The 22,259-nt window shown below is 67.7% G+C and carries 21 protein-coding genes and 1 pseudogene; 9 read left to right on the top strand and 13 right to left on the bottom strand.

From position 1 onward, the window contains the following. The 4 genes from AC1D1G_RS25045 to AC1D1G_RS25030 all read right to left on the bottom strand — a co-directional run. Positions 1-767, bottom strand: a 767-nt coding sequence (locus tag AC1D1G_RS25045; protein ID WP_477954102.1) for a hypothetical protein, incomplete at its 3' end; no start/stop codon positions are given. A gap of 94 nt (positions 768-861) precedes the next feature. Further along, positions 862-1,812, bottom strand: a complete 951-nt coding sequence (locus tag AC1D1G_RS25040) for a DUF5666 domain-containing protein (protein WP_477954101.1) — start codon at positions 1,810-1,812, stop codon at positions 862-864. A 142-nt stretch (positions 1,813-1,954) separates the two neighbouring features. Further along, positions 1,955-4,507, bottom strand: a complete 2,553-nt coding sequence (gene clpB, locus AC1D1G_RS25035) for an ATP-dependent chaperone ClpB (RefSeq protein WP_009478774.1) — start codon at positions 4,505-4,507, stop codon at positions 1,955-1,957. 168 nt (positions 4,508-4,675) lie between these two features. Continuing rightward, positions 4,676-5,710: an alpha/beta hydrolase gene (locus AC1D1G_RS25030; protein ID WP_280784164.1), complete on the bottom strand. Its 1,035-nt coding sequence runs from the start codon at positions 5,708-5,710 to the stop codon at positions 4,676-4,678. A gap of 191 nt (positions 5,711-5,901) precedes the next feature. On the opposite strand from AC1D1G_RS25030, the gene AC1D1G_RS25025 reads away from it, so the two are divergent. Further along, positions 5,902-7,122 carry a globin domain-containing protein gene (locus AC1D1G_RS25025; protein WP_050998683.1) on the top strand — a complete coding sequence of 407 codons (1,221 nt, stop codon included), beginning with the start codon at positions 5,902-5,904 and terminating at the stop codon, positions 7,120-7,122. A 60-nt stretch (positions 7,123-7,182) separates the two neighbouring features. After that, a complete protein-coding gene (locus tag AC1D1G_RS25020; RefSeq protein ID WP_280784166.1) occupies positions 7,183-7,935 on the top strand; it encodes an FAD-binding oxidoreductase in 753 nt (250 codons plus the stop codon). A gap of 10 nt (positions 7,936-7,945) precedes the next feature. On the opposite strand, the gene AC1D1G_RS25015 is transcribed toward AC1D1G_RS25020, so the two are convergent. Together AC1D1G_RS25015 and AC1D1G_RS25010 are read right to left on the bottom strand one after the other, a co-directional pair. Continuing rightward, a complete protein-coding gene (locus tag AC1D1G_RS25015) occupies positions 7,946-9,112 on the bottom strand; it encodes an FAD-binding oxidoreductase (RefSeq protein ID WP_280784167.1) in 1,167 nt (388 codons plus the stop codon). Positions 9,113-9,223: 111 nt separating this feature from the next. After that, entirely contained in the window at positions 9,224-10,801 is a 1,578-nt protein-coding gene (locus tag AC1D1G_RS25010; RefSeq protein WP_477954099.1) for an AMP-binding protein, read from the bottom strand. A gap of 173 nt (positions 10,802-10,974) precedes the next feature. On the opposite strand from AC1D1G_RS25010, the gene AC1D1G_RS25005 reads away from it, so the two are divergent. From AC1D1G_RS25005 to AC1D1G_RS24985, 5 genes are all read left to right on the top strand, one after another. Then, positions 10,975-11,469, top strand: coding sequence for a CinA family protein (locus AC1D1G_RS25005; protein WP_280784169.1), 495 nt, complete (start codon positions 10,975-10,977; stop codon positions 11,467-11,469). Positions 11,470-11,527: 58 nt separating this feature from the next. Then, complete coding sequence (locus AC1D1G_RS25000; RefSeq protein WP_280784170.1) at positions 11,528-11,935, top strand: ChaB family protein; 408 nt, start codon at positions 11,528-11,530, stop codon at positions 11,933-11,935. Beyond that, on the top strand, positions 11,932-13,113 hold the full coding sequence (locus AC1D1G_RS24995; RefSeq protein WP_283333511.1) for a zinc-dependent alcohol dehydrogenase: 1,182 nt from the start codon (positions 11,932-11,934) through the stop codon (positions 13,111-13,113). The genes AC1D1G_RS25000 and AC1D1G_RS24995 overlap by 4 nt, the downstream gene beginning before the upstream one ends. Continuing rightward, a complete protein-coding gene (locus tag AC1D1G_RS24990) occupies positions 13,113-14,591 on the top strand; it encodes an FAD-dependent oxidoreductase (RefSeq protein WP_477954097.1) in 1,479 nt (492 codons plus the stop codon). Before AC1D1G_RS24995 ends, AC1D1G_RS24990 begins: the two co-directional genes overlap by 1 nt. A 69-nt stretch (positions 14,592-14,660) precedes the next feature. Continuing rightward, the gene (locus AC1D1G_RS24985) at positions 14,661-15,224 is read left to right on the top strand and encodes a type 1 glutamine amidotransferase domain-containing protein (RefSeq protein ID WP_283333509.1); all 564 of its coding nucleotides are present in this window, start codon (positions 14,661-14,663) and stop codon (positions 15,222-15,224) included. Here AC1D1G_RS24985 and AC1D1G_RS24980 read toward each other — a convergent pair. From AC1D1G_RS24980 to AC1D1G_RS24970, 3 genes and pseudogenes are all read right to left on the bottom strand, one after another. Next, a pseudogene (locus AC1D1G_RS24980) lies at positions 15,225-15,702 on the bottom strand (DUF4383 domain-containing protein). Positions 15,703-15,774: 72 nt separating this feature from the next. Beyond that, positions 15,775-16,959 carry a sensor histidine kinase gene (locus AC1D1G_RS24975; protein ID WP_477954096.1) on the bottom strand — a complete coding sequence of 395 codons (1,185 nt, stop codon included), beginning with the start codon at positions 16,957-16,959 and terminating at the stop codon, positions 15,775-15,777. Position 16,960: 1 nt separating this feature from the next. Then, positions 16,961-17,587: a response regulator gene (locus AC1D1G_RS24970; RefSeq protein WP_477954104.1), complete on the bottom strand. Its 627-nt coding sequence runs from the start codon at positions 17,585-17,587 to the stop codon at positions 16,961-16,963. A gap of 289 nt (positions 17,588-17,876) precedes the next feature. Between AC1D1G_RS24970 and AC1D1G_RS24965 the strand changes: the two genes are divergently transcribed. Both AC1D1G_RS24965 and AC1D1G_RS24960 read left to right on the top strand, forming a co-directional pair. Then, positions 17,877-18,353: a hypothetical protein gene (locus AC1D1G_RS24965; protein ID WP_280780859.1), complete on the top strand. Its 477-nt coding sequence runs from the start codon at positions 17,877-17,879 to the stop codon at positions 18,351-18,353. A 53-nt stretch (positions 18,354-18,406) separates the two neighbouring features. After that, positions 18,407-18,547, top strand: coding sequence for a hypothetical protein (locus AC1D1G_RS24960; protein WP_162130654.1), 141 nt, complete (start codon positions 18,407-18,409; stop codon positions 18,545-18,547). 86 nt (positions 18,548-18,633) lie between these two features. Here the strand turns inward: AC1D1G_RS24960 and AC1D1G_RS24955 are convergent, their stop codons facing one another. The 4 genes from AC1D1G_RS24955 to dnaK all read right to left on the bottom strand — a co-directional run. Next, positions 18,634-19,041, bottom strand: a complete 408-nt coding sequence (locus tag AC1D1G_RS24955) for a heat shock protein transcriptional repressor HspR (RefSeq protein ID WP_011597686.1) — start codon at positions 19,039-19,041, stop codon at positions 18,634-18,636. Beyond that, positions 19,041-20,225 (bottom strand): molecular chaperone DnaJ, encoded by a 1,185-nt coding sequence (dnaJ, locus tag AC1D1G_RS24950; protein ID WP_477954095.1) that lies wholly within the window; start codon positions 20,223-20,225, stop codon positions 19,041-19,043. Before dnaJ ends, AC1D1G_RS24955 begins: the two co-directional genes overlap by 1 nt. A 22-nt stretch (positions 20,226-20,247) precedes the next feature. Beyond that, a complete protein-coding gene (gene grpE, locus AC1D1G_RS24945) occupies positions 20,248-20,898 on the bottom strand; it encodes a nucleotide exchange factor GrpE (RefSeq protein ID WP_009478759.1) in 651 nt (216 codons plus the stop codon). Then, on the bottom strand, positions 20,895-22,259 hold a 1,365-nt coding region (gene dnaK / locus AC1D1G_RS24940), incomplete at its 5' end, for a molecular chaperone DnaK (RefSeq protein ID WP_477954093.1). The genes grpE and dnaK, both read right to left, overlap by 4 nt.

Below are 22,259 nucleotides of genomic sequence, written 5' to 3'. Positions count from 1 at the left end.
GCGCCGGGGGCCGGCGGACGGGAAGCGCCGGGGGCCTGCTGGCGTGGAGCGCCGGGGGCCGGCGGGCGGGGAGATGTCGGACGCGCGGGACGCGCCTCGGCGGGGGCGTCTTCCCGCACTCGCGGCCTGCTCGGGTCGTGGTGGCCACGGTCGAGTCCCCGCGGTTCGGTGACCGGGGGCAGGACGTGCAGAATGCCGGACAGTCGGGCGACGGCCTCGATGGCCGAATCCCACTCGCGTCCGCTGCTGCCGATGGGCAGCGAACCGAGGGTCCATTCGCCCTCGCTCCACAGCATGTTCACGTGCGGCGGCACCGACTCGGTGAACGCCACCATGCGCTGATCGCAGACCCTGCGGGCGATTTCGAGGTCTGTGGCGAACACGACTCGCGGTCCGATGGCACCGAGGAGTTCGAGATCCGAGTCCTTCGGCGGCGGGGTCGACTTGAGGCGCAGGTCGATGTCGACGTCCGAGCCCACCCGGCGGCGCACGGCGACGATGGTCGCGGTCTCCTCGAGGTCGAACAGGATGAACGACTCGCCCCGGCGTTCGCCCTTCACCACGTCGATGGCGCTGAGGTACTCCTGCTTGGCCAGCGCGGCGCGATGGAATTGGCCAGGCAGCTTCTCTTCGACGTTGTCGTACGTGTAGCCCTGGGCCTTGGCCCAGATCTGCCGCACCCGACCTGTCTGATCACGACGCGAGCGATCGAAATAGAGCAGCGCGCACGCGCCTGCGAGTGCGATCAACGCCAGTACGAACCACATTCCCGTCATCGGTGATCAGCCTAGCGAGTCGACGCCGTTACGAGGCGAAGCGGTACCCGGACACCCCGTGTCGGTTTTGCCCGGACCCATCGTCTCAGTTACCGCCGAGCTTCGGCAGCTCGGTGCTGATGATCGTCTCGGCCATCATCGTGCCGTTCTCGACCTTCGTCCCCTGCACCATCACGGTGAACCCGGGCTTCAGATCGGCGACCGTGGTGCCGTCGAGTGCGATCACGTTGGTCTGCGCGTTGGTCTGAACCGTCAGCCGGGATCCGCCGAGGGCGTCGAGGGTGAGTGTGGAACCGTCGTTGGCACTGATCGTTCCGAACGCGGCGCCCGCAGCGCCGATGGCCTCGCCGATTCCGCCGGGGAGTTGATCGAGCGGCGACTCCGACGTGGTCGACGGCGGCGGTGTCGTCTTCGGCGGCGCGGTCGTGGCGGGCGGACGGGACGTGGTCGGGCCCGCCGCCGTGGTGCTCGAGGAATTGTTCGGCGCGGACGTGAAGAGGGCGACACCGAAACCGATGACGGCGATCAACAGCAGCGCGGCCGCCGTGGCGGCGATCCACGTGCCGATCCGCCGGGGCTTCTTCTCCTCGGGACTCTCGGTGACCGGCGCCTGGTACTGCGAGCCCGGGTACTGCCCCGGCGGGTACTGGGCGTTCGGGTACTGCCCCGTCGGATACCCGCCCTGGTACTGCTGGGCGTCGTACGGCGGATACGCCTGCGTGGCGTTCGGTGGCGGAGCCTGCGGGTCGTACCGCGGATCGTAGGTCGGGTAGGCCTGGGTGGGATTGGGCTGGTTCTGCCCGTACGCGGCGGTCGGATCGGACGTGTAGAACTGCTCGGTCGGCCTGCCTGCGGGGCCCAGGTGCTCGGTGCGCTGCTCAGCCGATCCGAGGTGCTCGGTCGGCTGGTCCTGCCGCGACCACGCCTGGGTGGGGTCCTCGTCACCGGCCCTCGACGCGGAATCGGCGGTGGTCCACGACTCCGTTCCGTCGTACGCGCGTTCCTGCGGGGTGCGCGGGTCGTCGGGGTTCGTCATGATCGGCCCCTCCCTCGGGTTCGTCCGGCCGGTGTCCTGCGGCTACGGACGTCCAGGGTAACGGCGAAACTTAAGACGTCGCTGTGAAAACACAGGTGAGTGGCACGGCGTGCGGGAGCACACCGTGCCACTCACGTACGGATCAACCGAGGACGAGCGCGTCCCCGGTCTCGGACACCTTCACGGGGACGGTGTCGCCGTCCTTGACGTCACCGGCGAGCAGCAGCTTCGCGAGCTGGTCGCCGATCGCCTGCTGAATCAGCCGGCGCAGCGGCCGGGCCCCGTACATCGGGTCGTAGCCGCGGACCGCCAGCCAGAAGCGGGCCGAGTCGGACACGTCCAGCGTCAGCCGCCGCGCCGCGAGCCGGCGGGACAGCTGATCGAGCTGGATGTCGACGATGGATTCGAGCTGCTCTTCCGTGAGCGACTCGAAGATCACGACGTCGTCGAGCCGGTTGATGAACTCCGGCTTGAACGCGTGCCGCACCGCATCCATCACCTGCTCCCGCGATCCACCCGCACCGAGGTTGGACGTGAGGATCAGGATGGTGTTGCGGAAGTCGACGGTGCGTCCCTGACCGTCCGTCAGCCGGCCTTCGTCGAGGACGGCGAGCAGGATGTCGAACACGTCGGGGTGCGCCTTCTCCACCTCGTCGAACAGCACCACCGTGTACGGACGCCGTCGCACGGCCTCGGTGAGCTGGCCGCCCGCCTCGTACCCGACGTATCCGGGCGGGGCGCCGACGAGCCGGGCCACCGAATGCTTCTCGCTGTACTCGGACATGTCGATGCGGACCATGGCGCGCTCGTCGTCGAACAGGAAGTCGGCGAGGGACTTCGCGAGCTCCGTCTTGCCGACGCCGGTGGGCCCGAGGAACAGGAACGAACCGGTGGGCCGGTTGGGGTCGGCGACTCCGGCGCGGGCGCGGCGCACCGCATCCGACACGGCGACGACGGCCTCTTCCTGGCCGACGACCCGCTTGCCGAGTTCGGATTCCATCCGCAGCAGCTTGGCGGTCTCGCCCTCCATCATGCGGCCGGCCGGGATGCCGGTCCATGCCGCGACCACGTCTGCGACGTCGTCGGGACCCACTTCCTCCTTGAGCATGACGTCGCCGTCGGCGGCGGCACCGGACTCGCGGGCTGCCTGCTCGAGTTCCTTCTCGAGCTGCGGGATGCGGCCGTACCGCAGCTCCGCGGCCCGGCCGAGGTCGCCGTCGCGTTCGGCGCGTTCCTCCTCGCCGCGCAGCGTCTCGAGCTGCTCCTTGACCCCGCGCACGGAGTCGATGGCCTGCTTCTCGTTCTGCCAGCGGGTGGTCAGCTGGTTGAGCTTCTCCCGTTCGTCGGCGAGTTCCTGCCGCAGCTTCTCGAGCCGGTCCTTCGACGCCGCGTCGGATTCCTTCTGCAGCGCCATCTCCTCGATCTCGAGGCGGCGGACGATGCGTTCGACGGTGTCGATCTCCTCGGGTCGCGAGTCGATCTCCATCCGCAGCCGGGACGCGGCCTCGTCGACGAGGTCGATCGCCTTGTCCGGCAGGAACCGGGACGTGATGTAGCGGTCGCTGAGCGTGGCGGCGGCGACGAGCGCGGAGTCGGTGATGCGCACACCGTGGTGCACCTCGTACCGCTCCTTGAGCCCGCGCAGGATGCCGACGGTGTCCTCGACGGAGGGTTCACCCACCAGCACCTGCTGGAAGCGACGTTCGAGGGCGGCGTCCTTCTCGATGTACTTGCGGTATTCCTCGAGCGTGGTCGCGCCGACGAGCCGCAGCTCACCGCGGGCGAGCATCGGCTTGATCATGTTGCCCGCGTCCATCGCGGACTCACCGGTGGCACCCGCACCGACGATGGTGTGGAGCTCGTCGATGAACGTGATGACCTGACCGGCCGAGTTCTTGATGTCGTCGAGGACGGCCTTGAGCCGCTCCTCGAACTCGCCGCGGTACTTGGCGCCCGCGACCATCGATCCGAGGTCGAGGGAGATCACGGACTTGCCGCGCAGCGATTCGGGAACGTCGCCGGCGACGATGCGCTGGGCGAGTCCCTCGACGATGGCGGTCTTGCCGACACCGGGTTCGCCGATCAGCACCGGGTTGTTCTTGGTCCGGCGGCTGAGTACCTGCACGACGCGGCGGATCTCGTTGTCGCGGCCGATCACCGGGTCGAGCTTGCCGTTGCGGGCCAGGGCGGTGAGGTCGGTGGAGTACTTCTCGAGCGCCTGGTATGTCCCTTCCGGATCCGGGCTGGTGACGCGCGCACTGCCGCGGACGGTGGTGAACGCATCACGCAGCGCCTCGGGGGTGGCGCCGTGCCGCTTCAGCAGTCCGGCCACGTCCGACTCACCCGAGGCGAGACCGACCATCAGGTGTTCCGTCGACACGTACTCGTCGTCGAGTTCGGTGGCGAGGTGCTGTGCTGCGGTGAGTGCGGCGAGGGCCTCGCGGCCGAGCTGCGGTGTGGTTGTGGCGCCCGTCGTCTTGGGCAGCCGGTCGACAAGATCCTGCCCTTCACGATGGACCACGGTGGGATCGACGCCGACCGCCTTGAGCAGCGGGGCGGCGATGCCGTCGGTCTGGTCGAGCAGGGCCACGAGCAGATGCGCGGGCCTGATGTCGGGATTACCGGCCGACGACGCCGACTGGAGCGCAGCGGTCATCGCGGCCTGGGTCTTGGTGGTCGGATTGAACGAGTCCACTGTTCACCTCTTCTGGCGTTGTAGAGCGGTCCGCCGCCCGGGGCCGAGTGGCACGTGGCGACGCTGTCATCTTCTTAACGCGCGAAGGGTTGAGTCTGTTCCGCTCAACTTTAGAAATCTTCCGCTACCCCCATCATCTCGCCCCGCAACGCTTCGCGGGGCGGGATGTCAGGCCCCGATCGCGGTCGCCATAGTCGGCCAGGACGCGGACAGGTCGTCGCGCCAGTACCCCCACGAGTGCGTTCCGACCGGCCGGAGGTCGACCGTGGCCGGAATGTCCAGGGCGCGGAGTTTCTCGGCCAGCCGCATCGTGCAGTCGTTGGTGACGGCCTCGATGACACCACCCACCACGACCTGCGTCGCAAGGTTGCGACGGTCGCCGCCGACGGTCCGGGCGTCGAGGGTGTCGTACGGTCCCGGCAGCCCGCTGCCGTTGGAGATGTAGAGGGTGGTCCCCCGGAGCTTCTCGGCGTTGACGTACGGATCGTTCGCGGCCCACAGCGGATCGTTGGCCGCACCCCACATGTTCTCGGGGTTGCCGCCGAAGTCCGACACCGTGATCTCGACGAACCGGCGCGCCACCGGGTCGCTCGTCATCGCGCACCCGCTGTACGCCCCGACGCTCTGATACAGCCCCGGCTTGGAGATCGCGAGGTTGAGGACGCTGGTGGCCGACATGGACAGCCCGGCGATGGCGTTCTTCCCGGTCGTCTCGAGCGCCGAGTCGACGATGGGCGGTAGTTCCTTCGTCAGGAACGTCTGCCACTTGTTCCGCCCGAGCTCGGGATCGTCCTGCTTCCAGTCCGCGTAGTAACTGGACTGGCCACCGAACGGGATGACTACGTTGACGTCCTTGTCGGAGAAGAACTTCTCGACGTCCGCCTTCTGCTCCCAGCCGAACTGCTCGGAGTTCCCCTCGACGCCGCCGAGCATGTAGACGGTGGGACGCTTCTCCGACGCGGCCCGGATGACCCGGACGGTGATGTCCTTGTCCATGGCGGTCGAGTGGACGGTGAAGTTCATCTGCGATTCGCCCACTGGGGTGACCTCGACCAACCGCGAACCGTCGGGCGCCTCGTCGGCCGAGATCGACTCGATCGTCGTCCGTGGTTCCGCCGAGACGACGCTTCCGCCGCTGATCACCGTCAGCGTCACGGCCGCCACGACCGCGGCGGTCCGACGAATCCGAACCGAACTGGCCATCCCCGGACGAAACCGACCCCGATCCCGCGCACAGCCAACTCTCATGGGCCCCCCTCGGTAACGCCGCCTGTTTACTGGATGCATCGTGCCTTGCCGGTGGTCACAGCTCAATAGCGACCCACCGAAATGCCGGGGGCGAACGCCCAGCCGGCCGTTGCCGTAACCCCGGGTCCGCGCGCGGGACGGCTAGAATGCGGGTGTTCGAATCAGCAGGCACGGAGGCAGGGGACGGCTTGACACGAGATTGCCTCGATCCGCTCGTGATTTCGCGTCTGCGCGCCAGCTTTTCGTCGATCGTGTCCACCGAACACGGACGCAACCGGCTCACCACCACGTTCTACGCCACCCTGTTCGCCGAACACCCCGAATTCCGCGCGCTCTTCCCCCCTGCACTGGATCAGCAGGGCCACCGCCTGTTCCAGGCGCTGCAGTTCGTCATCGACAACCTCGACGACGAGGGCCGGGTCCTCGGTTTCCTGAGCCAGCTCGGCCGTGACCACCGCAAGTACGGCGTCGAGGGCAGGCACTACTTCGCGTCGGGCAATGCGCTGCTGGTCGCCGTGCAGAGCTCCTTCACCCAGGCCATCTGGACGCCCTCGCTGACCGCGGCCTGGACGGAACTGCTCGACCTCCTCCTCCACACGATGGCCGACGCCGCGGACACCGACGACCTGCCCGCCGCATGGGGCGCCACCGTGGTCGATCACGAACGCCGCCTCGACGACCTCGCGATCGTCCGTCTCGAGACCGACTCCCCCATCCCCTACGGTGCGGGCCAGTACCTCAGCGTTCAGATCCCGCAACGGCCCCGGATGTGGCGATATCTGTCGGCGGCCATTCCCGCCAACCCGTACGGACAGCTCGAATTCCACGTGCGCCGCGTGTCGGGTGGGTGGGTGAGCCCCGCCATCGTGAACGAGACGCAGGTGGGCGACCGGTGGCTGCTCAGCTCCCCGCTCGGTGGGCTCGAGGTCGACCGCGACAGCGGGCAGGACGTCCTGATGATCGGTTCGGGAACGGGCATCGCGCCGCTGCGCGCGCAGGTGATGGAAATGGCGATGCGGTCGAACAATCCGCGGGTCCACATGTTCGTGGGTGGCAAGTACCCGTGCGATCTGTACGACATCGAGACCCTGTGGCACCTGTCGCTGAGCAATCCGTGGCTGACCGTGGTTCCCGTGTCCGAGGAGGACGAGGACCCGTGGTGGCACACGATTCCCGCCCCGGAGGCGCCGCCGGGGTTGCATCAACGCCTCCAGGGGCAACTCGGCCGCGTCGTCGCCCGGTTCGGCTCGTGGGCGGACCGGCAGATCCAGATCTCCGGTTCGCCGGCGATGATCAAGACCACCGTGTACGCGTTGCAGCGCGGCGGTACGCCGCCCGAACTGATCCGGCACGACCCCCTGATCTAGTTCCGCAGCCCGTCCCCGCCCATCCGCCATCCGGTTCGACCGTCGGGAGAGCATCACGCCATGCAAGCCACGCAGACCACCTGGACCAGCACCGTCGTCGAGCATCACCGTCTGCGGCACGACCTCGCCGTGATCCGCCTCGTCGGTGACTACGTCCCGTTCGTGCCGGGGCAGTACGTGGACGTGAGCGTTCCCCAGAACCCGCGGCTGCTGCGCAGACTCTCCCCCGCCCTGCCGCCGTCGTTGGACGGCAAGCTCGAATTCCACGTCCGGACGGTTCCCGGCGGCTGGGTCAGCGGCGACATCGTCACGGAGACCTCGCCCGGCGACCAGTGGCAGATCCTCGAACCGCGCGGCACGATGTCCGTCGACGAGGACGGGCCGGACGTCATCATGATCGCCGGCGGCACCGGCCTGGCCCCGTTCCGGTCGATCCTGCTGGACCTGTCGCGCAAGCCGAATCCGCCGCGGGTGTTCCTGTTCACGGGCGATCGGACGCCGCGCGATCTGTACGCGTCGGACATGCTCTACCTGCTGCTGCAGGATCTGCCGTGGCTCACCGTCATTCCGGTGGTGGAGAACGTCGTGAATCCGGACTGGACCGACGAATGGTACGAGCGCACCAGAGTGGACGTGGGCTTCACCGAGGACGATCTCATCGAGGGCTCACTGCCCGACGTCGTGACGTCCTACGGCGCGTTCACCGAGCACCAGGTGCTGGTGTGCGGTTCGGCGGCAATGGTGCGTGCCACCCTCGACCGTCTCCGCGACACCGGGACCCCCACGGAGAACATTCAGTTCGACCCGTACTGAGGCGTTCGGGTCAGTAGGACGGGTCGTGCCGGATGTTTTCCGGCGGAGTGCCCGCGGCGTGCAGCCGGAACTTGGTGGTGTTGATCATCGCCTCGGAGCCGACGAGCTGGATGTCGCGCTCGGCCCACGTCCCGAAGTCGGCGACGACCTGCCCCACTTTGCCGGTCAGCCGGCGGTGCATGCCGGGCAACGCGGCGCTGCTCGGCCCGGTGTACCACCAGGGGTCCTCATCCTCCTCGGTGACCGGGACGACGGTCAGCCACGGGTTCTGCTCCGCGAGCGCCCACAGGGTGCCCAGGTCGTAGAGGTCGCAGGGGTACCGGCCGGCGAAGAAGAGGTGGACGCGGCGGTCTTGGCCGCGTTGCGACATCTGCAGGATCTGCGCGCGCAGCGGGGCGATGCCCGTCCCCGATCCGATCATGAGAATGTCGCGACCGTTGTCGTAGCGGACTCCCAGGTCGCCGAGCGGGGATCCGATCACCCACCGCTCGCCCACGAGGGTCTGGCTGACGATGGCGGGGCTGACCCAGCCGCCCGACACCCGGCGGACGTGGAACTCGATGATGCCCTGGTCGTTGGCGGGGTTCGCCGGCGACAGGTACCGCCACATCCGGGGACGCGACGGCACCTGCACGCTCACGTACTGGCCGGCGGTGTAGGCCATCGGCTCGTCGAGTTGCAGGCGGACGATCGACACGTCCTTGCGGACCTGAAGGTGCTCGATCACGGTCGCACCCCACGCCGGCGGGCCGCTCTCGGCGTTGGCCGCATCCATCATGGTGGCGGCGACGACCGAGAGGACGTCGCGCCACGCCTGCTCGAGTTCGTCGGTCCACGGCTCGGTCGAGGGGAACTGTTCGACCGCGGCGATCAGGGAGTTGCCGACGGCGACGTAGTGCGCGTCCTCGATTCCGTACTTGCGGTGGTCCCGGCCGAGCTGGGCGAGGTAGGCGAGGATCTGCCCGGATTCCTCCTCGAGCCGTTCGATCACGTACTGGACGGCGGAGATCAACCGGTCGCGTTGCTCGTCCATGGCCGCGGGGAAGAAGTCCCGGGCGTCGGGATACCGCGCGAACAGCAGGGCATAGAAGGACCGGGACAGAGTCTGAGGCCCGTCCGGCACCGCCGCGATAGCCTTGAAACTCGACCGGACCAGCGATATTGCCTGTGAATCCACCGCGCATCCTCGTCACCGACTGAACGCGGCCCTGCCGCGAAGTACTTGGGCAGACTATAGGCGCGGACGCCACGCCGCAGACCAGGTCCCTTCTTTCCGGCCCTGGTCGTGCTATCCGACCGCTCGGTCTGCACTTTCCCAGTACCGGGAGCGCAGCGCCTTCTTGTCCAGTTTGCCGAGCGGGGTCAGCGGCAGTGCGTCGACGAAGTCGATCGACTTGGGGGCGTGCACCGATCCCTTCGCGGCGCGCACCCGTTCGACGAGTTCGGCGGCGTCGACCGTCTRCCCGGCCCGCAACACCACGCACGCCTTGACGGCCTCGCCCCACTTCTCGTCCGGAACGCCGACCACCGCGACCGAGCCGACGGCAGGATGCGCCGAGATGACGTCCTCGATCTCCCGGGGGAACACGTTGAAGCCGCCGGTGACGATCATGTCCTTCTTGCGGTCGACGATCGTCATGAATCCGTCTTTGTCCTTGCGCGCGACGTCGCCCGTGTGCAGCCAGCCCCCGCGGAACGCCTCGGCGGTCTCGGCGGGCTTCTTCCAGTACCCCTTCATGACCAGCGGGCCGCGGACGCAGATCTCGCCGAGCTCACCCTGCGGCACCTCGTTCAGGTCGTCGTCGAGCAGGGCGACGTTCAACCAGGGCACGGGACGCCCGCACGTCGCGAGCCGGCTGGGATCGTCCGCCAGGTGCTCTTCCTTCCGCAGCACCGCGATGGTCATTCCGCATTCGGTCTGGCCGTAGAACTGGAAGAAGATCTGGCCGAACTTCTCGATGCCCTCCTTCAACCGGGCCGGCGACATCGCCGAGGCGCCGTAGAACAGCGTCTGCAGGCTGGACACGTCCCGCTTCGGCAGGTCGGGGTGATCCATCAGCAGGTAGATCATGGTGGGGACGAGCATCGTGGCCGAGATCTTGTGCTTCTCGATCGCCTCGAGGACGGCACCGGGCTCGAACGCGGGCAGCACGATCAGCGCGCCACCACGCAGCAGGGTCGGGATGAAGAAGGCGGCGCCGGCGTGCGACAGCGGCGTGCAGATGAGGAATCGCGGTTCGTCGGGCCACTGCCATTCGGCCATCTGAATCTGATTGAGCGTCGCGCCGGACTGGTAGGAGCCGACGACGCCCTTCGGCTTGCCGGTGGTGCCGCCGGTGTAGACCATGCTGCTGTTGTCGTCGGCGGCCACGTCCGCCGCCCGCAGGCGTTGCGGGGTGAACGTCTCGGCGAGTGCGAGAATGTCGGTGCCGACTTCGGACGGCCCCAACGACAACACGTTCTCGATCGACGGCGACTGCGCCACCAGTTCGGCGGCGCGCTCCTCGAAGGCGGTGGGATCGAAGATCAACGTCTGGATCTCGGCGTCGCCGACGATGTACAGATGGTCGTCGATCGAGCCCATCGGGTTCAGCGCGCTGGCGCGGCATCCGGAGATCATGGTGGCGCCCATGCTGATGAGCACTTCGGGCCTGTTCTTGGACAGCATGGCGGTGCTCGTGCCCTTACCGATTCCGAGTGAAGCCAGTGCCTGCGCAAAGCAACTGATCTGATCGCGCATCTCACCGCCGGTGAGGACGACGTCGCCGAGGTAGAGCGCCGGCTTGTCGGAGTTGCGTTCCAGTGCAGTGATGAGGAGGTCTGCAGCGAAGGCGGGTCGATGCAGATCTGCGAACTCGTCGGTCATCTGTAATCCTTCTACTCCCGCGACGCCGAGGCGCGTGGTCCGGCGGCCTGGATTTTCTATGTCCTGGGTCACCGACACCCTAACCGGAAACCGGAAAAACTGAAACCTGTTCCACCTGGCGCGCGGTGCCGACGGCAACTCCACGCCGGAACGCGTCCGATAACGTGAGGTCCATGAGTCCGCAGGACCGAATCGCAGAACGGATCTCGACCGCTGCCCAGAGCGCGCACGTCTTCCTCGCAACGGCGGAATCGCTCACCGGCGGACAGATCTCGTCCATTCTCGGCGCGGCGCCCGCCTCCTCCGACTGGTATCGGGGCAGCGTGGTCGCGTATTCCAGCGAAGTGAAGCACCGGGTGCTGAAGGTGCCGGACGGTCCCGTCGTCAGTGAGGCCAGTGCCCGCGCGATGGCCGGAGCGGTCGCGGAACTGCTCGGAGCCGACATCGCCGTCGCGGTGACCGGTGCGGGCGGCCCCGACCCTCAGGACGGGCAACCGCCGGGGACCGTCTGGTTCGGACTATTCACCCACGGCCGTATCGACACCGAGATGCACCGATTCGCCGGTGAACCGCAGGACGTCGTGACCGCAACGACCGACCGTGCCCTGGAACTGCTCGAGCAGGCGTTGGTCTCCGCGCCCGGTCGAGTTCCTCCCCCGCTCGCATAGATCTCCGAGAGTCGGGTAATCGTCCGAACGGGCACCTCTACACCCGAGGAGGATTTCCGTGCCGAAGACCACCGACAGCGGCAAGCCGAAGAAGAGCGAGCTCCCCGAGACGCTGAAGAAGTCGTCCGAGAAGGCGCAGCGCACGTTCGCCAAGGTGTACGACTCCGCAATGGATCAGTACGGGGACGAGGAACGGGCGCATCGCGTCGCGTACGACGCCCTCAAACACAGCTACGAGAAGGTCGGGGACCACTGGGAGGCCAAGGACGAGAAGGGCCCCTCGGACGAGCGCGCGAAGAGCGGCGGCCCGAACGCGTCCGGTGAGACGGCCGAGGGCGTCGACGCCAACGCGAGCAAGGACCACCTCCTGCACATCGCTCAGCGGCTCGACATACACGGCCGGTCCACCATGACCAAGGACGAACTCGTCGACGCGATCGAGAAGGCGAACCGGAGAGCCCGATGAGAGCCGTGACGTGGCAGGGCAAGCGGAAGGTCAGCGTCGACACCGTCCCCGACCCCGTGATCGAACAGAAGACTGACGCGATCGTCGAGATCACCACCACCAACATCTGCGGCTCCGACCTCCACCTGTACGAGGTGCTCGGCGCGTTCATGAGCGAGGGCGACATCCTCGGCCACGAACCGATGGGCATCGTGCGCGAGGTGGGCTCCGAGGTGACCGAGGTGAAGGTCGGCGACCGGGTGGTGATCCCGTTCCAGATATCCTGCGGCAGTTGCCACATGTGCGATCGGAAGCTGTTCACCCAGTGCGAGATCACCCAGATCCGGGACGAGGGTATGGGTGCGGCGCTGTTCGGGTATTCGAAACTGTACGGGAGCGTTCCCGGCGGCCAGGCCGAGTATCTTCGGGTGCCGCACGTGAAGAACACGCACATCACGGTTCCCGAAGGTCCACCGGATTCGCGCTTCGTGTATCTGTCCGACGTGCTGCCGACGGCGTGGCAGGCCGTCGAGTACGCGGACATCCCCGACGGCGGTTCCGTCGTCGTTCTCGGGCTCGGACCGATAGGCGACATGGCGGCACGCATCGCTGCGCACAAGGGTTTTCGTGTCATCGGCGTGGATCTCGTGCCCGAGCGTCTCGCCCGCGCGCAGGCGCGGCACATCGAGACGGTCGACCTGACCGACACCGAGGGCGAACTCGGCGACGTGATCCGGGAGATGACCGGCGGCCGCGGCCCCGATTCCGTCATCGACGCCGTCGGCATGGAAGCGCACGGCTCCCCCGGCGCGAAACTTTTGCAGCAGGTCACGTCTCTCCTGCCCGACGCCATCGCGGGCCCGCTGATGTCGACGGCGGGAATCGACCGGCTGCACGCGCTGTACGCGGCCATCGACATCGTGCGCCGCGGCGGCACCCTCTCGCTCATCGGGGTGTACGGCGGAATGGCCGACCCGATACCTATGCTCACCCTGTTCGACAAACAGATTCAGCTGCGGATGGGCCAGGCCAACGTGAAGCGGTGGGTCCCGGACATCCTGCCGTTGCTCACCGACGCCGACCCCTTGGGCGTCGACACGTTCGCCACTCACGAACTGCCACTGGACCACGCCCCGCACGCGTACGAGATCTTCCAGAAGAAGGAAGACGGCGCTGTGAAGATTCTCCTGAAGCCGTAATGCCTTCTCTGTGGCTCGATCACGTCGCTGGGCACCGCGGTGCGGTCACCGGGCGGTCGTGGGACGAACGCGGACGGTACGACACCGTGGTGGTGGGCGCGGGGGTGACCGGACTGATCCTCGGGTTGCTGCTCGCCCGCGCGGGACAACACGTCGCCGTCGTGGAAGCGCGGACCATCGGCGCCGTCACGACGGGGAACACCACAGGCAAGGTCAGTGTGCTGCAAGGGACCCGGCTCGCCGAGATCGGCCGACGCCACGCGGTGCACATCCTGCGCTCGTACGTCGAGGGAAATCTGGAGGGCCAGCAGTGGCTGCTCCGGTACTGTCGCGATCGCGAGATTCCCGTGGGCACGGCATCGGATTTCACGTTCGCGCAGACCGAGTCCGGCACCGACGCGGTGCGCGCTCAGTACACGGCCGCCCGATCAGCGGGCCTGCCCGTCCGACTGGTGCCGGAACTCGACATCCCGGTGCCCCACGTCGACGCCGTCACAATCGACGACCAGGCGTTCCTGGACCCGATGCCCGTTCTCCACACGGTGGCCCGCGACGTGATCACGCACGGCGGCGACGTGTTCGAGCACCGTCGTGTGACGGCGGTCCGGACGCTGGTGCGATTCCACGTCCTGTCGACGCCGAACGGCGACATCGAAGCCCGACGCGTGGTTCTCGCGACGGGAACTCCGATCCTCGATCGCGGAGGATTCTTCGCCCGGCTGAAGGCGGAACGATCGTATGCGGCGGCGTTCCGAGTGCCGGGCGGTGCCCCCGGCGGCATGTACCTGACCGCCGATCAGCCCACCCGGTCGTTGCGCCCGGCCGACGACGGTCGTGTTCTGGTCGTCGGCGGCAACGGTCACGACGTCGGCCGAAGCACGTCGCCGCAGGCCGCGGTCGACGATCTGCTGGCCTGGACCGGCCGCCACTTTCCCGGGGCGACGCCGACCCACCGCTGGTCGGCGCAGGACTACTCCTCGCTGAACGCGCTTCCCTATGTCGGCCCACTGGTTCCGGGCAGCGACGGCATTCTCGTCGCGACCGGCTACGGAAAGTGGGGACTCTCGAACGGCGTCGCCGCCGCTCTTGCGCTCGCCGGACGCATTCTCGGTGGCCACATGCGGTGGGCGGAGGCCTTCCAGAGCTATTCGCCGACGCAGCTTTTCGACCTTCCCGCGGTAGTGAAGGCGAACGGCGAGGTGGCGAGGGAGATGGCTGCAGGCTGGGGCGACGCACTCGTGGGGCGGCAACGCGGGAAGGGCCGGGCACGCATCGTGCGAGAGGGTCTGCTGCCCGTCGGCGAGTACACCTCGAACGGTCACACCGAGCGCGTCTGCGCCGTCTGCCCGCACCTCGGTGGTGTGCTCCGCTGGAACGATGCGGAGGCGTCGTGGGACTGCCCGCTGCACGGGTCCCGATTCACCGCCGGCGGAACACTTCTCGAGGGCCCCGCAACCACCGATCTCCGACGACTCTGATTCCCACCCGATTGGCCGCGGGCCATCTGGGTACCCGTCGCTTGTTCTCACGAAAGGAAGGAAGTGCCCATGACATCGGCAGAGACACTTCGCGGCCGGAAGGTCGCGATCCTGGCCACCCACGGCGTCGAGGAAGTCGAACTCGTCGAACCCCGGAAGGCCGTGGAGGACGCCGGCGCGGAGGTCCGGCTGATCTCGTTGTCTCCCGGCAAGATCCAGGCCATGAACTCGGACGTGAACGCGGCAGGCACCTACGCCGTCGACGCCGTCGTCGGCGACGTGGCGGTCGCCGACTTCGACGCATTGATCCTGCCAGGCGGCACCACGAACCCCGACCACCTCCGGATGGACGCGTCCGCCGTCGCCTTCGTCCGCGACTTCGTCGCTTCGGGCAAACCGGTGGGCGTGATCTGCCACGGACCGTGGACGTTGGTCGAGGCCGACGTCGTCCGCGGCCGCACTCTCACGTCGTATCCCAGCGTGCGCACGGATATCCGCAACGCGGGCGGAACCGTGGTCGACGAGGAAGTGGTGGTCGACAACGGGTTGGTGTCGAGCCGCAACCCCGACGACCTGCCCGCGTTCTGCGCGAAGATCGTCGAGGAATTCGCCGAGGGCCGCCACCCGCAGTGACTAGTCCATCGGCGAGTGCGGTCGGGTCGGGTCCGTTGCGGGCGATGCCCCGACCCGCGCCGTGAAGAATCCGAGCGCGACCATTGCGGCGCCGAGTGCGAAGTGCAGCCAATTGTCTGCCGTGTTGACCGGCACGAAGTTCGCCGCACTGGCCTGGTCGATCACCAGTCCGTAAATCCACAGCACGAGATAGACCACACCGCCGACGATCAGGTACAGGCGCGCAGTCTGCACTGTCCTGGCGAATGCGATGCCGGCGACGCCGAAAATCAGGTGAACGACGTTGTGCAGAACCGAAACCTGGAATATCCCCAGCAGTTTCGCGCCCGAATGGTGCCCGGCGCCGCCGAGCAGGTCGTAGTCGGTCGTGATGCCGGGAAACGAAACCCAGGATCCCGACCATGAGGAATACCGCACCCACGACGAGCGCGGCGATCTGAACCGGCGACTTCGTCCGGGACGACTCGCGCGTACCCATTGCTCTGCCCTTCCTTCGCGATCGACTGGTCCCCGATTACCCGTCAGCGAACACGTCAACCGCCCAGCGCCGTCAGCGCGAGTCCGGCACCGTCACCACCACGCGGGTGCCCGATCCGGGTGAGGACGTGACGTCGAAGGTGCCGCCGAGGCTTTCGACCCGCACGATGTGCGACGCCAGCCCGATGTGCCCCTGCGCCACCCGTTCCGGGACGACGGCCGGATCGAAACCGGTGCCGTCGTCGGCAACCGTCAGCGTGGTCCGCCCGTCGGCGCGGGTGAGTGCGAATTCGATCGTCGTGGTGCGGGCATGTCTGGTCACGTTGGTGAGCAGTTCCCGCGCCACCCGGTAGAGCAGCTCCTGGCAGTCGGGGTGACCGACGTCGTCGAGGCTCACCGACATCTCGAACCCCCGTCGGGCGTAGAGATCCGTGAGCTCGCGCAGCGCCGCGGTGAGGCCCAGCTGCGCGAGGACCTGCGGATGCAGTGTGGTGACCGTGGACCGCAGTTGCGCCGCCGTCTCGCGGAGGGCGGACTCGGCGGCGACGAGCATGTCGTCCGGGTTTCGCTCCAGGGCCTCCTCCACGTCCAGCCGGGCGGCCAGGACATTCTGCAGGGGCCCGTCGTGGAGGTCCTCGGCCAGTTGCCGTCGCTCGCGTTCCTCGGCGCCCATCGATTCGGCGATCAGCTGCCTGCGCACATCCATCAGCGAGATCACCGTCGCAGAGCGCCGGACCAGCACGTACGACAACGCCGTCGTCGCGGCCGCGAGCCACAACAGGAACCCGAAGTAGAGGTACACCTCGTCGGGGAAGCCGACTGCGTCGTCGCGCTTGGAGTAGACGATCCACACCACCTGGTACCCGACGGCGGTGCAGACGCCGACGATCGCCGTCAGACGCGGCCGGTACTGGAACGCCACCGAGATCGGCAACAGGAAGAACACCGGCAGCAGCACCGACGTCGCGCCGCCGGAGACGACGCACAACGCCACTACCGCGGTGACGTCCGCGGCCGTGGACACCCAGCCCGCCCACGGTCCGACGTCCCGCACCAGGACGAAGATCAGCCAGCCGAGAGCGACCGCCGCATACCCGATCAGCAGACCCGCGAAGACGTCGGGTTGCCAGTGCGTCACGCGGATCACCGGCCCGAGCAGCGCCATCAGACCGATCAGCGGTAACCGGAGTATGGCGGTCACCCGGACCGCCTCGGTGCTGTAACGACGAACTACGCGACTCTGGGACGGAAGCGGCACGTCACTCCAGCAAGCCGCGTCGCATCGCCTCGGCCACCGCGGCCGCGCGGTCGCTCACCCCGAGCTTCTCGTAGAGGCGCTGGACATGGGTCTTGACCGTCGACGGCGCCAGATACAGCTCACCGGCGATCGTGGGAATGCTCTGGCCGCGCGCAATGAGCGCCAGCACTTCCTTCTCCCGGCCGCTCAGCGCCGGCCCGACCGGTTCACTGCGACGACGCACCTCGCCGGCCAGTCCGACGGCGAGGGAGGCGGGAAGGACGTCGCGGCCCTGTGCACAGTCCAGGACGGCTTTCACGATCTCCGCCCGAGTCGATTCCTTGGGCAGAAACCCCGCTGCCCCCTCCTGCAGCGCGTGGTAGACGATCGCGGACTCGTCGTGCGCCGACAGCAGCAGCACCCGCGTGGCGAGTTCGGCTCGTCGGACGGCCGCCGCCACCTGGGAACCGTCCAGCTCCGGCATCCGATAGTCGAGCAGTGCGACGTCGGGGGCGAGTTCGCGGATCAGGGCGAGCGCCGCCGCACCGTCGTCCGCCTCGCCGACCACATCGATGTCGCCACTCGCGAGGAGCGCACGGACGACACCGTCCCGAAAGATCGGGTGGTCGTCGCCCACCACCACACGCACGGCGCTCACGGCGCGGTCCGAGGCGAAGCGACTCCGGCGAAGTCCATTGCTCACTTTCTCACGAGAGCAGGCCCGCGCGGAGCACTTCGCGACCCCGCTGTCCCCCGATCGGTGGACACCGGATTCATCCCGCCCTCCGTCCTGTCGGTGGACAGACGACGGCGCGCATTCGCGACATAGTTGATGCACACCGGAAAACGGGGAGATCGGAAACCGAAACCCCCACGGCCCCAGACGTTCCCCCCGAAGCGTCAGACCCCCGAAGTTCCAGAACCCAGGAGAAGCCATCATGCGCACCACCGCCCGCCGCCGCGTCGCATTCTTCATCGCACTGCCCGCCACCGCAGTGGCCGTCACCGGATTCGCCATCGCCGCCGCCGGGGTTGCCACCGCGGGCACGATGCCGACGTCGGGACCCACGATCGCGATGACGATCAGCAACGACACCGATCTGCCGATGGTCCTCGCGGGCTCGTCGAACCCCTACGGGCAGTGGATTCAGGCGCCGTCGGACTACCTCGCCCCGCACAGCAGCCAGATCGTGAAGGCATTCTCCACCGACCCGAACGGCGTCGAGGTGGACGCCACGTACTCGCTCCCCGGCGGTGCCCAGGCTGTGTTCCGCGCCGACAACTACAGCAACACGACCGACGTGGACGGAACTCGCGTCGACGCCAACTACGGCCACGCCTACGGCATCAGCAGCTGGATCGACTCGGGCTACCCGAACATGAACGCCGGCTACCACCTGTACGGGCACCCCTGACAGACGATCCCGACCATCCACCGAACACTCGACGAAAGCCGGAGAACATGATCATGCACGTCACCGAGACCCCCACCCCCACCGTCTCCCGCACGATGTGGACCACCGAGGAGATCAAGGCACGTCTCGAGGAGATGAACATTCCGCGATCACGCACCCGCCGCGGGCCCCGCTGGGGCAACCGCGACCGATAAGCCGGGGGTTGGGGCCCGATGTCGCACTGGTTCACTCCGACAGGACCAGTGCGACATCGGTTCGGTTCACCCGAGAGATCGCCGGGTCAGCGCTGGTGCCGCGGCTTCCACACGACGAGGGCGTTGCTCCGCGGGATCGGAACGAGGTCGCGCCGGTACCCGGCGTGAATCTTCGCGATCTCCTCGGCCAGCTCGCGAACCCGGTGCTGCAGAGCCTCCACCTGGTTGGTGAGTTCGATGATCCGCTTGATCCCGGCGAGGTTGACACCCTCGTCCTGCGAGAGGCGTTGCACCTCGCGGAGCAACGCCACATCCCGCGGCGAGTACCGTCGCCCGCCACCGGACGTGCGGTGCGGGGTGACGAGACCGAGCCGGTCGTAGTTGCGCAACGTCTGCGCATGCATGCCGGCGAGTTCCGCGGCCACCGAGATCACGAAGATCTGGGCGTCCGGATCAACGGCGCTCTCGCGTGGATCCTGGGTCGTATCGCTCATCAAGCACCCGCCCACCCGGCCCTCGGATCGAATCCGCTGGCCTTCTCTGCTTCCAGATAGGTCTTCAATGCTTCGGTGGCCGGGTCGTCGAGCTTCTGCGGAACGGCGACCTTGACCGTGACCAGTAGGTCACCAGCGCCACCGGCACGCTTGGGGACGCCTCGGCCGCGCACCCGCAGAACCCGGCCGTCGGCGGTGCCCGCCGGAATCTTCACACCGACACGCCCCTCCAAGGTGGGGACGGAGACGGTGGTTCCGAGCACGAGCTCACCGTAAMTGACGGGGACGACGAGGGTGAGGTCGTCGCCGTTGCGGCCGAACACCTTGTCGGGACGCACCCGGACCGTGACGAACAGGTCGCCGGACGGTGCGCCGCGCAGGCCCGCTTCACCCTGGCCTGCCAACCGGATCTTCTGTCCGTCACTGACACCCGCGGGGACGCGGACGGTGATGGTGCGGGTCCGGTTGGTGACGCCGTTGCCGTGGCACACCTCGCACGGCGAGTCGATGATGGAGCCGGTACCGCGGCAGTCGTCGCACGGCTCACTGAACCCGAACGCGCCCTGGTTGCGGCTGACGATTCCGGTCCCGTTGCAGCGCGGGCAGACTCGCGGGCTGGTTCCCGGCTTTGCACCGCTGCCGTGGCAGGTGGTGCACGGCGACGGACTGGTCAGTCGCAGCGGAACCGTGACGCCCAGCGTGGCTTCACGGAATTCGAGGGTCGTCTCCGTCTCGACGTCGCTGCCGCGACGGGGACGGTTGGTGGTGCGGGTCGCGCCGCCGCCACCGGCGCCGCGATTGAACAGGCCACCGAAGATGTCGCCGAGGCCGCCGTCACCGGCCGCCGCGCCGCCGCCACCGAACAGGTCGTTGATGTCGAATCCGCCCTGGCCGAAACCGCCGGCTCCGGGGTTGAATCCGCCGCCGCCCTGTCCGAAACCGCCGCTCGCGAACAGTCGCCGGGCCTCGTCGTATTCCTTGCGCTTGGCAGGGTCCGAGAGCACGGCGTGTGCTTCGCTGACGGACTTGAAACGCTCCTCGGCCTTCGTGTCGCCGGGGTTCGCGTCGGGATGAAGGTCGCGGGCGAGCTTGCGGTACGCCTTCTTGATCTCGTCCGCGGATGCGTGGGACGAGACGCCCAGCTCCTTGTAGAAGTCCTTTTCGATCCACTCCCGTTGGCTCACTGGGCGTCTCCTCCTCTCGCTCTTACTCTTGTTCCGACTCGGCGGGCTTCGCCGCCTCGTCGGAGGTGTTCGCGCCGGCATCGCCTGCGCGATCGATCACAGCTACCATCGCATGCCGCAGGACGCGATCACCGAATTTGTAGCCCTTTCGCATCACTGTGCCGAGAACGGGGTCGTGACCCTCGCCCTCGTGCTGCACTGCCTCGTGCAGCGCCGGATCGAATGCGTCGCCCTCGGCGCCGAACTCGCTCAGGCCGAGCGACGTGAGGGTGCCGGTGAGCTTGTCCGCCACACCCTTCAGCGGCCCCGAGTCGAGGTCGCCGTGGCTGCGTGCACGGTCGAGGTCGTCCAGCACCGCGATGAGCTCACCGACGACGGACGCCTTGGCGTTCGCGATGTCGGCCTGCTTGTCGCGCTGGACGCGGCGGCGGTAGTTGGCGTACTCCGCCTGCAGTCGCTGCAGGTCGGCGGTGCGCTCCGCCAACTCGTCCGTCTCCGGAGCTGCCGTCTCCGGCAGGGCCCCTTCGTCCACCGAGCCGGGCTGCGGTGCGGCAGCGGTGCCCGCGAGGGGCTCCACTACCGGCTCCGCGTCCCGTGTCCGACCGGTCTCGGGGTCGATCTTCCGCTTGTCCACGAAAGTGACCGGTTCCTGCTCGGTGTTGTCGGACGTCACTTCTTCTCCGAGTCGGACGGCTCGTCCACGACCTCGGCGTCGACGACGTCGTCGGCACCATTCGCGCCGGAGCCGTCGGTGTTGGCGGCTTCCTCAGCGGCGCTGGCCTCGTAGATCGCCTGGCCGAGGGCCTGCGACTCGGTGGCCAGCTTCTCGACCGCGGTCTTGACGGCCGCGATGTCGGTGCCTGCGAGAGCGTCGTTGGCTTCCTTGATGGCAGCCTCGACCTTCTCCTTGACGTCGGCGGGCACCTTGTCCTCGTTGTCCTTGATGAACTTCTCGGTCTGGTGCACCAGCGACTCGGCCTGGTTGCGCACCTCGGCCTCCTCGCGGCGGGCCTTGTCTTCCTCGGCGTGAGCCTCGGCGTCCTTGAYCATCCGSTCGATCTCTTCCTTGGACAGWCCGGARCCSTCCTGGATCTTGATCGTGTTCTCCTTGCCCGTGCCCTTGTCCTTSGCGGTCACGTGCACGATGCCGTTGGCGTCGATGTCGAAGGTGACCTCGATCTGCGGCACSCCMCGCGGKGCSGGCGGMAKSYCSGCCAGCTCGAACGAGCCGAGCAGCTTGTTGTGCGAGGCGATTTCGCGCTCACCCTGGAACACCTGGATCTGCACCGASGGCTGRTTGTCGTCAGCSGTGGTGAAGGTCTCGGAACGCTTGGTCGGGATGGTGGTGTTGCGCTCGATGAGCTTGGTCATCACGCCACCCTTGGTCTCGATRCCGAGGGACAGCGGGGTGACGTCGAGGAGCAGCACGTCCTTGACCTCRCCCTTGAGGACACCGGCCTGCAGGGCGGCGCCGACGGCGACGACCTCGTCCGGRTTGACRCCCTTGTTSGGYTCMYKSCCRCCGGTCAGCTCGCGMACCAGATYSGWSACGGCSGGCATACGGGTGGAACCACCGACGAGCACGACKTGGTCGATGTCYTTGACGGCGATGCCGCTGTCCTTGATCACSGMYTGGAACGGSGCSCGGGTGCGGTCGAGGAGATCGGACGTGATCTTCTSGAACTCGCTGCGGGACARCTGCTCGTCGAGGAACAGCGGGTTCTTGTCCGCGTCGACGGTGATGTARGGCAGGTTGATCGACGTGCTCTGMGAGGAGSWCAGTTCGATCTTGGCCTTCTCSGCRGCCTCACGSAGACGCTGCAGKGCCATCTTGTCCTTGGTCAGATCGATGCCGTTCTGAGCCTTGAACTTGTCGACGAGCCACGTGACGATGCGCTCGTCCCAGTCGTCACCACCGAGGTGGTTGTCGCCGGACGTGGCGCGAACCTCGACGACGCCGTCGCCGATTTCGAGCAGCGAGACGTCGAAGGTGCCGCCACCGAGGTCGAAGACCAGGATGGTCTGTTCCTTGTC

This window comes from Rhodococcus sp. P3_B8 (assembly GCF_056402775.1).
The sequence above is the reverse complement of the archived record's forward strand: the minus strand, read 5'-3'. Positions and strand labels throughout refer to the sequence as shown.

Excerpts from the sequence above, each read along its gene's own strand:
- AC1D1G_RS25030 (WP_280784164.1), bottom strand. The coding sequence starts at position 5,710 with ATGGCCAGTTCGGTTCGGATTCGTCGGACCGCCGCGGTCGTGGCGGCC.
- AC1D1G_RS24995 (WP_283333511.1), top strand. The coding sequence starts at position 11,932 with ATGAGAGCCGTGACGTGGCAGGGCAAGCGGAAGGTCAGCGTCGACACC.
- AC1D1G_RS24955 (WP_011597686.1), bottom strand. The coding sequence starts at position 19,041 with ATGAGCGATACGACCCAGGATCCACGCGAGAGCGCCGTTGATCCGGAC.
- AC1D1G_RS24960 (WP_162130654.1), top strand. The coding sequence starts at position 18,407 with ATGCACGTCACCGAGACCCCCACCCCCACCGTCTCCCGCACGATGTGG.
- AC1D1G_RS24985 (WP_283333509.1), top strand. The coding sequence starts at position 14,661 with ATGACATCGGCAGAGACACTTCGCGGCCGGAAGGTCGCGATCCTGGCC.
- AC1D1G_RS24965 (WP_280780859.1), top strand. The coding sequence starts at position 17,877 with ATGCGCACCACCGCCCGCCGCCGCGTCGCATTCTTCATCGCACTGCCC.
- AC1D1G_RS25025 (WP_050998683.1), top strand. The coding sequence starts at position 5,902 with ATGCGGGTGTTCGAATCAGCAGGCACGGAGGCAGGGGACGGCTTGACA.
- AC1D1G_RS25020 (WP_280784166.1), top strand. The coding sequence starts at position 7,183 with ATGCAAGCCACGCAGACCACCTGGACCAGCACCGTCGTCGAGCATCAC.
- AC1D1G_RS24990 (WP_477954097.1), top strand. The coding sequence starts at position 13,113 with ATGCCTTCTCTGTGGCTCGATCACGTCGCTGGGCACCGCGGTGCGGTC.
- AC1D1G_RS25005 (WP_280784169.1), top strand. The coding sequence starts at position 10,975 with ATGAGTCCGCAGGACCGAATCGCAGAACGGATCTCGACCGCTGCCCAG.
- AC1D1G_RS25040 (WP_477954101.1), bottom strand. The coding sequence starts at position 1,812 with ATGACGAACCCCGACGACCCGCGCACCCCGCAGGAACGCGCGTACGAC.